Here is a 12,540-nt window from a genome sequence, read left to right as displayed (position 1 = left end):
GACTCCCGCGGGCAAACACGCACGGCCATGAACATCCTGAACCGCACCGTTCAACTCACCGGCATGCGCGCGGTGCAGCTCCACGGCGTGGGGGCGCTGGCTTCGCGGCTCTATGTGTACCTTGCAGGCTTTGCGGCGCTGTTCCTGATGGCCGCGCATGTCTCGCCGTCGGACTTCGGCGAGTATTCGATCTACCAGTCGGTGATGGAAGTGGCGCTGGTGGTGGCCATGCTGGGCAGTCCGCTGCTGTTCGCGCGCCATGCCGCCACCGTGCCGCCGGGCGTGCGCCGCGGCGACGTGGTCCGCACGCTGGCCATCGGGCTTCCGCTGGCCGCGCTTCTGAGCGCCGCCGTGCTGCGCATCCAGCACCTGCCGGTGGTGGGCGCGCCCTTCGCGCTGCTGATGGCGGCGCTCGCGGTCTTCTCGTTCATGAGCCTGCGCCTGTCGTACAGCCGGGGGCTGGGCCGTGCCGGCCTGCTCAACCTGGAGGGAGGCATCCGCTCGACCATCCTGGTGATCGGCGTGGCGGCCTTCGCCGCCTGGGGCGCCGAGCTGCGCGCGACGCAGCTGCTGCTGATCAACCTGCTGGCCTTCGTGCTGGTCGGCGCGGCCTGCATGCAGACGCGCTGGGTCGCGGGCCCGCCGGCCGGGCCCGCCGCGCTCGAACTGGCATCGCAGGGCAAAGCCACCGTCTATTCGCTGCTGATATTCCTGCTGCGCAAGTCGGACCTGCTGGTGGTGGCCTTCTTCATGCCGCTCGGGTATGTGGGCGCCTTCAAGATCGCCTTCCTGCTGGCGGAGGCGCCCTCTCAATTCGTGCAGGCCTTCCTCTACACCAAGACGCGCCCGATGCTGGGCACCGATCCCGCGGACGCGGACGGCACGGACCTGCGGCTCGCCAGGCACTCTTTCCTGCTGGGCTGCGCGCTCTTCGCCGGGCTCGGCGTCGTGATCACGGCCGCCGCGCCGCTGCTGAAGGTGGGGCGCGAGGCGCTCGAGATCTTCCTGTGCATGGCGCCCTATTTCCTGCTGCGCACCTACACGGTCCACCACGAGATGCTGCTCGCGCTCAAGGTGCCGATGGGCTCGCTGGGGTGGTGGGCGCTGGCCGAGGTGCTGCTGCGGCTCCTGGCTTACGGCGTGGTGGTGTCGGTGTTTCCCGGCAAGCCGCACTACGTGTTCTTCATTGCCGCCGTGTCCGACCTGCTCCTCTACGAGGTGCGGATGCGTGCGCTGCTCGGCTTCTTTCCGCTCGCGCGGCTGGTTCGCGGTTCCTTCCAGAGACCTTCATGAAAATCCTGCTCTATTCGATGAACTTCACGCCGGAGCTCGTCGGCATCGGCAAGTACTCGGGCGAGATGGCCCAGTGGCTGCATGCCAAGGGCCACGCGGTCCGGGTGATCGCTTCGCCGCCGTTCTTTCCGCACTGGGTGCCGTTCGAAGGGCACTCGGCCTGGGCCTACCGCAAGACGGACTGGAACGGCATCACGGTCTGGCGCGCCCCCACCTGGGTGCCCGCCCGGCCGCGCGCGCTGGCGCGCATGGTGCACCTGTTCTCCTTCATGCTGTCGAGCATGCCGCTGCTCTTCGGGCAGCTGCGCTGGAAGCCGGACCTGGTCTTCGTCGTGGAACCGCCTCTTTTCTGCGCGCCGGCGGTGCTGTTCTTCTCGCGGATGCTGGGCATCAAGTCATGGCTGCACATCCAGGACTACGAGGTGGACGCGGCCTTCGACCTGGGCCTGGTGCGCGGTGCGCGGGTGCGGCGCTTCGCGCTCTCGGCCGAGCGCTGGCTCCTGAGCCGCTTCAGCCGGGTGTCGACCATCTCCGCCGCAATGCTCGACAAGGCCAGGAACAAGGGCATCGACGCGGCCCGGCTGGTGCTGCTTCCCAACTGGGTGGACGTGCGCTCGATCTACCCGCAGCCGGCCGCGGCCCCGGGCACCGGCGACGGCGCGAACGGCTACCGGGCCATGCTCGGCATTCCGGACGACGCGGTCGTGGTGCTCTATGCGGGAAGCCTGGGCAACAAGCAGGGCATCGAACTGCTGGCCGAGGCGGCGGGCCGGCTGGCGGCAGCCAGGCACATCCACTTCGTGCTCTGCGGCAACGGGCCGAGCCGCGAGCCGCTGAAGGCCGCATGCGCCGGCCTGGACCACGTGCATTTTCTCGACCTGCAGCCGGCCGAGCGGCTCAACGAGCTGCTGGGCATGGCCGACATCCACGTGCTGCCACAGCGCGCCGACGCAGCGGACCTGGTGATGCCCTCGAAGCTGGGCGGCATGCTCGCGAGCGGCAAGGCCGTGATCGTCACGGCGCATGCGGGCACCGAACTGAGCAACGTGGTGTCGGGCCGCGGCCTGGTGGTTGCGCCCGGCGACGCCGATGCGCTGGCCGAGGCCATCGCGCAGCTCGCCACCTCGCGCCCGGAGCGCGAAGCCATGGGGGCGGCCGCGCGCTCCTTCGCCGAAACCGAGCTGGACCAGAACGCCATCCTGCAGCGCCTGGAGCGCGAGCTGCTGCGCTGCCTTGCCGACTGACACCACAACACACGCCACCCACGACATCCACGCCCTCCAACTCCAACCTGGGGATCCACATGTCCGACACCACTCCTCCTTCCGACACGCCGGATCCCGGCCGCCTGCCGGAGCGCCGGAAAGCCAGCCCGCCTGGCCTGTGCCCACCGCCCGAACCGCTGTGGCCGCACTTCCTCACCGGGCAGGAAGACGCGCCGGTGCGCGTGCTGCTCATCGACGACGACGAATTCATGCGGCGCGTGATCGCCCAGGAACTGCTGTCGGACATGCGCATCCAGCTCGAGGGGCAAGGCAGCAGCGTGCGCGACGGCCGCCGCCTGCTGGCCACCCACGAGTTCGACGTGCTGATGGTCGACCTGCGGCTGGGCGACGGCTCGGGCTTCGACCTGATCCGCGAGGCGCGCAAGCTGCACCGCTACTGCGAGATCATCGTGATCTCCGCGCTGGAGGACGATGCCCACGTGATGCACGCCTTCGAGCTCGGCGCCACCGGCTACCTGCTCAAGCACGCCTGGCTGCAGAGCTTTGCCGAGGCCGTGCTGCAGGTGGTCAACGGCGGCGCGGCCATCACGCCCAAGCTGACGCGCCGGCTGCTCACGCGCATGAACCTGCAGGGCAGCGGCGAACGGCCGGCCACGGAAACGCCGCTGCGCGAAGCCACGCTGACCGCACGCGAACGCGAGGTGCTGCGCTTCGTGGCGCGCGGCTGCGTTTCCAAGGAGATCAGCATGCGGCTCGGCATCTCGGGGCAGACCGTCAACGCCCACATCAAGAACATCTACAAGAAGCTGCACGTGCATTCGCGCGCGCAGGCGGTGAGCCTGGCCACCCACACCGGCCAGCTCTGACCGAAGCACCTCCACTTCACGAGGATGACGCCATGACCACCCCCACCATCCATCCCGTCGTGCTGTGCGGCGGCAGCGGCACGCGCCTGTGGCCTCTTTCGCGCAAGACCCTGCCCAAGCAGTTCGCACCGCTGATCGGCAGCAAGAGCCTGCTGCAGCTGACGCTGGAGCGCCTGTGCAGCCTGAACCGCAACATCACCTGCGTGGCATCGGAAGACCACCGCTTCCTGGTGCGCGAGGCGGTCGACAGGGCCGGCGCGACCGGCCGCCAGATCCTGGAGCCGGTGGCGCGCAACACGGCGGCCGCCATGGCCGCCGCGGCGCTGCGCGCGGGGCCGGACGACCTGCTGCTGTTTGCGCCGGCCGACCACCACATTCCCGACACCGCGCTCTTCGCGCAAACGGTGCGCAGCGGCATCGACGCCGCGCTGGCCGGGCGCATCGTGACCTTCGGCGTGGCGCCCAGCTTCGCGAGCACGGCCTATGGCTACATCGAGGCCGGCGCACCCTCGGCCGACGGCCACAGCCACGCGGTGGTGCGCTTCGTGGAAAAGCCCACGGCCGCCGTGGCCGAGTCGCTGATCCTGCACGGCGGCTACAGCTGGAACGCCGGCATCTTCCTGGCGCGTGCCGACACCCTCGTTGCGGCGCTGCGCAAGCATGCCCCCGACATCCTCGAGGCCTGCGAACGCGCCACCGCCGCCGTCACGGCCGACGGCAGCTTCGACCGGCTCGACCGCGAGGCCTTCGAGGCCTGCCGCAGCGACAGCATCGACTATGCGGTACTCGAAAAGCACGAGGCCATCTCGGTCGTCAAGTTCAACGGCAACTGGAGCGACGTCGGCAGCTGGAACGCGGTGGCCACGCTGCACGCGGAAGACGGCAGCGGCAACCGGCTGAGCGGCAACGCCAGCGCGCTGCGTTCGAGCGACACCTTCATCCACGCGCCGCACCGCCGCGTGGTGGCGCTGGGCACCCGCGGCCTGATCATCGTGGACACCCCCGACGCCGTGCTGGTGGCGGGCGCGGACTGCGCCGAGCAGGTCGGCGACGTGGTGCGGATGCTCACGGCCGACGGCCGGGCCGAGGCCACGGAACACCGGCGCGTGGTGCGGCCCTGGGGCGCCTACGACAAGCTCGACTTCGGCGAGCGCTTCCAGGTGAAGCGGCTCACCGTCAAGCCCGGCGCCAAGCTGTCGCTGCAGATGCACCACCACCGCGCCGAGCACTGGATCGTGGTGCAGGGCACGGCCAAGGCCACCTGCGACGGGCAGGTCACGCTGGTGCGCGAGAACGAATCCATCTACCTGCCGCTGGGCGCCATCCACCGGCTGGAGAACCCGGGCAAGACGATGCTCGAAGTGATCGAGGTGCAGACCGGCGGCTACCTCGGCGAGGACGACATCGTGCGCTTCGACGACACCTACGGCCGCTGCCCTTCGATCAAGGCGCGCAACGGCGATGCGCTGCCGGATGCCGGCGTACCCGCCGTGCCCGTGGTGGCCGTCATGCCCGTGGCCGCGCCGCAGCTGGCCCCCGCCCCGTAGCGCCGCCGCACGGGCACCACGCAGCATCCGCCATGACCAAGCTCTGGCCTGCGCTGCTGGCCGCCGCCCTGCTCTCGGGCTGCGCGGCGCCCAGCGCCACGCCGCCAGCCACGCCCGTGCCGGCGGCGCCCGCGGCCGGCGCGGTGACGTGGCAGTATGTGCGCTCGACCTGGCACGAGGCACGGCTGCCGGGGCTGGGCGTCAGCCACCGCTACGAGAGCCGCGTGGGCTGGGTCGACGTCTACCTGTACGACCTGAAGCAGGGCCACTGGCAGGCCGGCGTCGACGATCCGCGCTTCGCAGCGCAGTTCGAGTCTTCGGTGAACGAGGTCCGGCTCGCGGTGGCGCGCGGCCTTTACGCCGAGGTGGAGGTCGGCCTCATCACCGACGTGCGGATCGAAGGGCAGGACTTTCGCCGCGTGAGCCTGCGCATCGTGCATGCCGTCACGCGCAAGGCCTACGAGTCGTTCACCTTTCTCACGGCCCGCGACGGCCGGCTGCTGAAGTACCGCATGTCCTTCGACACGCCGGCGCCGGCCAACGTGGATGCCATTGCGCGCGAGTTCATCGAGCACAACCTGCGCAGCGGGCCGGACATGCCGAGGGCAGCGCAGCCGCTTTTCGACACCTGAGCCCGGTGCGCCGCGGTGCTGCGAAAATACTGTTCTTTCATACAGTGTTTCCTCTAGAATGACTCGTCTCCAAGAGCAAACATTCAAGGCGACACCATGACCACCGCCAGCCCGCCGGCGTCCTCTGCGCGAATCCTGTTTTTCTCGCCGCTGCGGCGCTCGCAGCCGCGCCAGCCCGTGGGCCGGATCTCGACCTGGCCCTTTCGCGTGGCCACGGAAAAAGACCGCGATGGCGGCGGCCTCCCTTGCGATGGCAATGACGTGCGCCTGCATGCGGCGCGCGTGCTGCGCACCACCGCCGAGCACTGGTGGCCACCGGCCGGCTGAATGGAAATTGCCTAGATGCCGTCCTCTGCGCCGGCCTCGCCGAGCAGGTCCTGCGCGTCGTCATCGAAGCCCGCGATGGGCTGGGCCTTGGCAAGCGCGAGCCACACGCCGAACGGAATGCGATCGAAGGCGCGGTGCACGGCGGCGCGCGCGACCACCAGCCTTTCGCCTTCGAGCACGAGCACGCCGCACTCCGGCGGAACCTCGTCGGGCGATGCAATGCAGCGGCCGCGCGCATCGTTGCCCAGCACGTACCAGCACTCGCCGCCCAGGTCGAGGTAGGCTGCGCGCTTGTCGGGCCTGCGCAGGTCGCCCAGCAGGTCGGCGCGGCTCACCTTCACCTCGTGCACGATGGGATGCGCATAGGCTTCGACGCTGGTATTGCGGATCGAGAACACGTCGGGCTTCGCGATGCACCAGCGCGGCTTGCCGCCCTCTTCGAGCGGCGGCAGGCGCGCCCGCAGGCCAAGGCCGCGCCAGGCAATGCGGCCGCCGCGGGTCATTTCGCGCGCCACGCGCTCGACCAGCGCCTCGTGCGGCGAGAGCGCCGCGCGGTTGAGGGTGAGCGTGGTGGCAATGCGCGCAATGCCGGCATCGGTCACGCGCAGGGTCTCGTGGCCATGCGGCGTGCGCATGCGTTCGAGGAACCCGCCCGCAAGCAGCTCGACCTCGATGGCGTCGCAGCAGGGCCAGCCCGCCGAACGGTAGATCTCGCGCAGCCGCCGTGCATGCAGCTTGCCGAATGGCAGCTCGCCGGTGCGCTGCATCGGCGGCGGAGGATCGATCACGGGCGGCGGAAAACCGGGGTCGGTGAACGGCGGCTCCACGGGTGGCGGATCGCCCTCGGGCGGAGGCCCGGGCGGCGGTGGCGGCGGCACGGGAATGGGCACGTCGGGCGCGGGCGGCGGCGGGCCGATCGGCGCGTCGACGACGGGATCGAGGGCGAATGCGGGCATGGGAGAAACAGGTTAGCGAAAAGTCGTGGGGTGCGCGAGGCATGGAACGATCGGTTGCATTCGATGCCCTGCCCTCAATGGAAGTCGCGGCTGGTGTTGCTCTGCGCCAGCCGGCCCATCAGCGGCGTCAGGTCCTTGAAGCCTGTGGCGATCAGGTGCTGCACCTTGCCGCCGCTGTCGTCGTCGCGCTGCCAGGTGCCCTGCACCGCGAGCAGGTGCGACTTCAGCAGCGGCTCGCGCCAGGCCTCGATGACATGGCTCCAGACGATCACGTTGACGTTGCCGGTCTCGTCCTCGAGCGTGACGAAGATGGTGCCGTTGGCGGTTCCCGGGCGCTGGCGGCCCTTGACGATGCCGCAGGCGCGCACGGTCTGGCCGCTGGGCTGTGCGCGCAATTGCTCCGCGCTCATGAGCCTCATGCGCGCGAGGCGCGGGCGCAGCAGCGCGAGCGGATGGCGGCGCAGTGTGAGGCCGAGCGCGGCATAGTCGCCGACGATCTCCTCGCCCTCGGGCGCCGCGGGCAGCTGCAGCACCGGCTCGTTGATCGGCACGCCCTTGAGCAGGGCCGGCGAGCGGTGCTGCGCGGTGGCGTCCCACACCTGCTGGCGGCGGTGGCCCGAGAGCGACATCAGCGCATCGGCCGCGGCCAGCGCCGCCATGTCCTTGCCGTCGAGCTCGGCGCGCAGCGCGAGGTCTTCGGTGCTGGTGAAGGGTGCCTGCGCGCGCGCTTCGAGCAGGCGCTTGGCGCCCTCCTTGCTGAGGCTTGAAATACGGTTCAGGCCGAGCCGCACCGCGGGCTGGTTCTCGCGGCCGAGGCGATCGGCGTAGCGCGCATCGGTGCCCGGCGGCATGCGTGGCGCATCGGGGGCGCGGGCTTCGAGCGTGGTGTCGATGCCGCTGCAGGTCACGTCGGCCGGCCGCACCTCGACGCCATGCCGCCGCGCATCCTGCACCAGCTGCGAGGGGCTGTAGAAGCCCATCGGCTGCGAGTCGAGCAGCGCCGCGAGGAAGCAGGCGGGTTCGTAGTTCTTGAGCCAGCTGCTCACGGTGACCAGCAAGGCAAAGCTCGCGGCGTGGCTTTCGGGAAAGCCGTAGTCGCCGAAGCCGAGGATCTGCTTGAAGATGGCCTCGGCGAACTCGGCCTTGTAGCCGTGGTCGGTCATGCCCTTCACGAGCTTGTGGTGGAACTTCTCGAGGCCGCCCTTGCGCTTCCATGCCGCCATCGCGCGGCGCAGCTGGTCGGCTTCGTCGGCGGTGAACCTGGCCGCGATCATCGCGATCTGCATCACCTGCTCCTGGAAGATCGGAATGCCCAGCGTGCGCTCCAGCGCGGGCTTCAGTTCTTCCTTCTCGTAATGGATCGGCAAGCGCTTGGCCACCCGCTCGCGCTGCTTGAGGTAGGGATGCACCATGCCGCCCTGGATGGGCCCGGGCCGCACGATCGCGACCTCGATCACGAGATCTTCGTAACTCTGCGGCTTCAGTCTCGGCAGCATCGACATCTGCGCCCGGCTCTCGATCTGGAACACGCCGATGGTGTCGGCGTCGCAGATCATGTCGAACACCTTCGGGTCGTCGTTGGGGATCTGGTGCATCTGCACCATCGATCCGCGCCAGCGGTTCATGTGGTCGAGCCCGCGCCGTATCGCGCTGAGCATGCCGAGCGCGAGCACGTCGACCTTGAGCATGCCCATGGCTTCGAGGTCGTCTTTCTCCCACTGGATGACGGAGCGGTCCTTCATGGACGCCTTCTCGACCGGCACCAGCCGCGTGAGCCGGGTGTGCGTGAGCACGAAGCCGCCCACGTGCTGGCTCAGGTGGCGCGGAAAGCCCTTGAGCCGCCGCGTCATCTCGATCCATTGCACCAGCTTGAGTTCGTCCTCCTCCACGCCGACGCGCGCGGCCGCCTTGAACAGCTGCTCGCCCAGCACGGTGTCGTCGAACCAGTAGTGGTCCTTGGCGAATTCGTCGATCAGCCGTTCGTCGATGCCCATGGCCTTGCCGACGTCGCGCAGGGCGCTGCGCGCGCGGTAGCAGATGACGACGGCCGCGATGGCTGCGCGATCGCGGCCGTACTTCTCGTAGATGTACTGGATGACCTCTTCGCGCCGCTGGTGCTCGAAGTCGACGTCGATGTCGGGCGGCTCGTGGCGGTGCCGGCTCAGGAAGCGCTCGAACAGCAGGTGGCCTTTTTCAGGATTGATCGCGGTGATGCCCAGGCAATAGCAGACCGCCGAATTGGCCGAGGAGCCGCGGCCCTGGCAGAGGATGCTCTGCGACTTCGCGAAGCGCACGATGTCTTCCACCGTGAGGAAGAACATCTCGTACTTCATCTCGACGATCAGCGCGAGTTCCTTCTCGACCTGCGCCCGCACCTTGGCGGGAATGCCCTCGGGATAGCGAAGCGCCGCCCCCTCCCACGTCTTGCGCACCAGCGTCTCGGCCGGCGTCTCGCTGCTGCCCACGGTTTCGAGCGGGTACTTGTAGTTCTCGCGGATCACCTCGGGATCGAACCGGCAGCGTTCGGCCACCACCAGCGTGTTCGACAGCATCTGGGGCAGATAGAGCTCGGCCAGCCGCACCCGCTGCCGCAGGTGCCGCTCGGCATTGGGCTGCAGCGCAAAGCCGCATTCGGCCACCGTTTTTCCTTCGCGCACGGCCGTCAGCACGTCGTGCAGCGGCTTGCTCGAACGCGCGTGCATGTGCACGTCGCCGGCCGCCACCAGCGGCACGCCCGTTTGCTCGCCCGCCTGCAGCAGCGCGGCGAACCAGAGGTCGTCGTCGAGCTCGTTGAGCATTTCCACGGCCAGCCACAGGTTGCCTGCGTAGAGCGCCTTGGCGGCCAACAGGTCTTCATGCAGCGTGGCCGCATTCACGGCGGCACCCGGCGCGCGGTGCGGCACGAAGAGAACCTGGCAGTCCTGCAGCGAGGCCACGTCGCTGTGCTCCCAGCTCACGCGGTACTCGCCCTTGGGCAGTTCGGTGTTGCGCGCGGCGGTGATGAACTCGCAGAGGTTGCCCCAGCCTTCCGTGCCGTTGGCGATCACCACCAGCCTGAAGCGCTCGAAACGGAATTCGCTGCCGAACAGCAGCCGGAAGCCGGGGTTGCGCGGGAGCGGCGCTTCGTCGGGATGCTCGCGCTCGTATTCCGCGAGCTTGGCCGGCAGCTCGCGCAGGCAGACATGGGCGCGCACGATGCCCGCCACCGAGCATTCGTCGGTGATGGCCAGCGCCGTGTAGCCGAGCTGGTAGGCGCGCTCGACCAGTTCCTCGGGCGTCGAGGCGCCGCGCTGGAAGCTGAAGTTGCTGAGGCAGTGCAGCTCGGCGTAGTCGGGCAGCGTGGGGGCAGGCTTCCTGCGCAAAGGCAAGGGCAGCGCATGCACCTTGGCCGAGTTGCGCCCGCGCAGCTGCTTTTCGCTCAGGTCAGGCATAGAACCCCTGCAGGTACCAGCGCACCTCGGCCGGAGAAAAGCGCGCCGAGGGCCGCTCGCGAAAGATCCACACCAGGCCGGCCTCGGGGCTTTCCGCCACGTAGTAGTCGCGCATCGCCGGCTGGCCGCCGTCTTCCTTGCCGCCCCACCAGCCCGCCTCGATGCGCTGCGGCCCGACCAGCTTGCGCAGCGGGCCGCGGTAGCACGGGCTCTCGCCATCCATCTCGAGCAGCAGCGGCTCGGGCAGCAGCCAGGGCGGGTAGAGGGCATCGGGCTGCAAAGCCGCGGCCTTCGCTTGCTTGCCGGCCTTGTCCGCCAGCGCCTTGTCCTGCTGCAGCGCGGGGCGCCAGGCCTGCTTGCGCTCGGGCCGGTGGTCGGCCTGCGCAGCGGGCACCACCACCTGGTGCGCTCCGAGCCGCACGCTGAGCCGCTCGACCATCTCGTGCAGCTTGTCGCCCTTGCGGTTGTCCTCGGGCAGGAAGCTGGTGCTGGCGCCGGCCCACGGATCGGTCTCGAGCGTGCGCAGCCGGAGCCAGCTCGCAGGTGCCGCGAGCGTGGTGAGAGCCAGCTTTTCGGACAGCAGGCGGCGCAGGTGCGCCATGTCCTGCGTGGGCTCGGCCGTGCGCACGGTGACCTGCTGGTGCGGCGGCAGGTTCACGCCGTTGAAGCGCTTGAGATCGAGCGTCCACTGCAGTTCGAGCGCACGCGCGCCGCGCTGGCGCGCGCGCAGCCAGATCTGCAGCGCCGCGAGCAGGCGGTTGGCCGACCACATCAATTCGGGTGCGGTCTCGGCCAGCGCGGGCAGCTCCAGCTTCTGCTCGAACACGTCGGGCAGCGTGAGCCAGTCGTGGCTTTCAGGTCGCAGGCCCCAGGCGGTGTCGAGCGCTTCGCGCAGTTCCACGCCAAAGCGCCGCGTGAGGCCGCCGCGCGGCAGGGCCGCCACCTCGCCCCAGGTGCGGCAGCCCAGGCGCGCGAGCAGGTCGAGGTGGGGACGCGTGGCCGTCAGCGTGTCCAGCGGCAGGCCGGCGGGAATGTCCCTGGGCCGGCTCTCGTTGCGCTCGAACAGGCGCAGCCGCGCCAGCGCGATCAGGCTCGTGGCGCCCTGCGCGCCGCGCATCACGGCGCCGGGCGCGGGGTTCTCGTGGGCCAGCTGGCGCATCAGCGACGAGCGCCCGCCCCACAGGCGCTCGCAGGCCGAGACTTCGAGCATCAGCGCCTCGTCCTGCCAGGCGACGTGCGGCGTGTAGCGCAGCGCCCACCAGCCCAGCGCCTCGGGCGTGGGAAGCACCGGGGCATCGGGCGCGTCGGCATCAAGCGACCACCGCAACGCGATCCAGTGCATTTCCGTTTCCTTTCCACGCGTCGATGCGCACCACGGTGGCCGACCCGGCCGCCTCGGTGGCCGGCGCCGTGCCCTGCTGCTGCAGCCGCAGCTTGCGGCGCAGCCGGGCGGCGGCCAGCAATGCGGCCATGCGCTCGTTGCGCGCGGGCAGCATGACGGGCGCGGCCAGCGGCGGACCGCGGCGCTTCAAGATGCGCAGTTCGATCTGCGACGCATCGGCCTCGCAGCTTTCCACCTGAAGGCGCAGCCGCGCCGGCGATGCGCCCTGCGCGGCCGAGGCGGGCCGGCACACGAAGAGCAGCACCTCGTGCTGGGCGGCCGCCAATTGCAGCCGCCGCAGTTCGCCCACCCGGGCCTGCGGCAGCCAGGCCAGCACGGCCGCCACGTCGGCGCAGCGCAGCGCCTGCTCGCAGGCCCACAGCCGCGCGGCCGGCGCCTCGCTGCGGACCCACATCAGCGCCTCCACCGGCAGCCCCTGCGCCGCGAGCGCCGCCGCGCAGGGCTCGTAGGGCGCGCCGATCAGCACCACCGGCCCGCCGTGCGCGGCCACCGCCTGCGCCAGCGCGGGCAGCAGCAGGCGCCAGACATGCGCTTCGGGCGCGGTCTGCAGCAGCTCCGTCATGGCGCCGACCGGCCATCCGCCGCCCGGCAACTCCGCGTCGAGCGCGGCGTGGCCGGTGGCAACCACCTGCGCGTCGGCCAGCCCGAGCTCGTCGGCATGCCAGACGCCGCGGCCCGCGGCAGCGGAAAAGGAGTCGAGGAAAGGGAGGCCCATGATTCAACTGTTAACTGTATTTTTATACAGTATTCCATGCATCGCAACCGCAAAGCCGGCTGGAGGGGCTTTTCTCGCGCGGTGGCCCTCTGCGCCGTCCCGGCCGATACTGAAAGCTGGAACGGCAAAGCCACCCCCGAAGGAC

Annotated in this window: 10 protein-coding genes; 6 read left to right on the top strand and 4 right to left on the bottom strand. The window is 70.0% G+C overall.

The features are described 5' to 3' along the window. Window positions 1–27: 27 nt before the first annotated feature. The 6 genes from FB547_RS18810 (at window position 28) to FB547_RS18785 (ending at window position 5,891) form a co-directional block, all read left to right on the top strand. Window positions 28–1,293 carry a lipopolysaccharide biosynthesis protein gene (locus FB547_RS18810; RefSeq protein WP_145744838.1) on the top strand — a complete coding sequence of 422 codons (1,266 nt, stop codon included), beginning with the start codon at window positions 28–30 and terminating at the stop codon, window positions 1,291–1,293. Further along, complete coding sequence (locus tag FB547_RS18805; protein ID WP_145744836.1) at window positions 1,290–2,537, top strand: glycosyltransferase WbuB; 1,248 nt, start codon at window positions 1,290–1,292, stop codon at window positions 2,535–2,537. Before FB547_RS18810 ends, FB547_RS18805 begins: the two co-directional genes overlap by 4 nt. Before the next feature lie 59 nt (window positions 2,538–2,596). Further along, a complete protein-coding gene (locus FB547_RS18800; protein WP_145744834.1) occupies window positions 2,597–3,385 on the top strand; it encodes a LuxR C-terminal-related transcriptional regulator in 789 nt (262 codons plus the stop codon). Between the two features lie 32 nt (window positions 3,386–3,417). After that, on the top strand, window positions 3,418–4,932 hold the full coding sequence (locus tag FB547_RS18795; RefSeq protein WP_145744833.1) for a mannose-1-phosphate guanylyltransferase/mannose-6-phosphate isomerase: 1,515 nt from the start codon (window positions 3,418–3,420) through the stop codon (window positions 4,930–4,932). Between the two features lie 32 nt (window positions 4,933–4,964). Continuing rightward, window positions 4,965–5,564: a hypothetical protein gene (locus tag FB547_RS18790; protein WP_145744831.1), complete on the top strand. Its 600-nt coding sequence runs from the start codon at window positions 4,965–4,967 to the stop codon at window positions 5,562–5,564. 96 nt (window positions 5,565–5,660) lie between these two features. Further along, window positions 5,661–5,891 carry a hypothetical protein gene (locus FB547_RS18785; RefSeq protein ID WP_145744829.1) on the top strand — a complete coding sequence of 77 codons (231 nt, stop codon included), beginning with the start codon at window positions 5,661–5,663 and terminating at the stop codon, window positions 5,889–5,891. 11 nt (window positions 5,892–5,902) lie between these two features. On the opposite strand, the gene FB547_RS18780 is transcribed toward FB547_RS18785, so the two are convergent. The 4 genes from FB547_RS18780 to imuA all read right to left on the bottom strand — a co-directional run bounded on the left by FB547_RS18780 (window position 5,903) and on the right by imuA (window position 12,395). Further along, complete coding sequence (locus FB547_RS18780; RefSeq protein WP_145744827.1) at window positions 5,903–6,847, bottom strand: hypothetical protein; 945 nt, start codon at window positions 6,845–6,847, stop codon at window positions 5,903–5,905. A gap of 74 nt (window positions 6,848–6,921) precedes the next feature. After that, window positions 6,922–10,278 (bottom strand): error-prone DNA polymerase, encoded by a 3,357-nt coding sequence (locus FB547_RS18775; protein WP_145744825.1) that lies wholly within the window; start codon window positions 10,276–10,278, stop codon window positions 6,922–6,924. Then, entirely contained in the window at window positions 10,271–11,620 is a 1,350-nt protein-coding gene (locus FB547_RS18770) for a Y-family DNA polymerase (RefSeq protein WP_145744823.1), read from the bottom strand. Before FB547_RS18770 ends, FB547_RS18775 begins: the two co-directional genes overlap by 8 nt. After that, complete coding sequence (imuA, locus tag FB547_RS18765) at window positions 11,589–12,395, bottom strand: translesion DNA synthesis-associated protein ImuA (protein WP_145744821.1); 807 nt, start codon at window positions 12,393–12,395, stop codon at window positions 11,589–11,591. Before imuA ends, FB547_RS18770 begins: the two co-directional genes overlap by 32 nt. Window positions 12,396–12,540 lie beyond the last annotated feature (145 nt).

The sequence above is a fragment of the Variovorax beijingensis genome, from assembly GCF_007828835.1.
Classification (GTDB): Bacteria; Pseudomonadota; Gammaproteobacteria; order Burkholderiales; family Burkholderiaceae_C; genus Variovorax; species Variovorax beijingensis_A.
The sequence above is the reverse complement of the archived record's forward strand: the minus strand, read 5'-3'. Positions and strand labels throughout refer to the sequence as shown.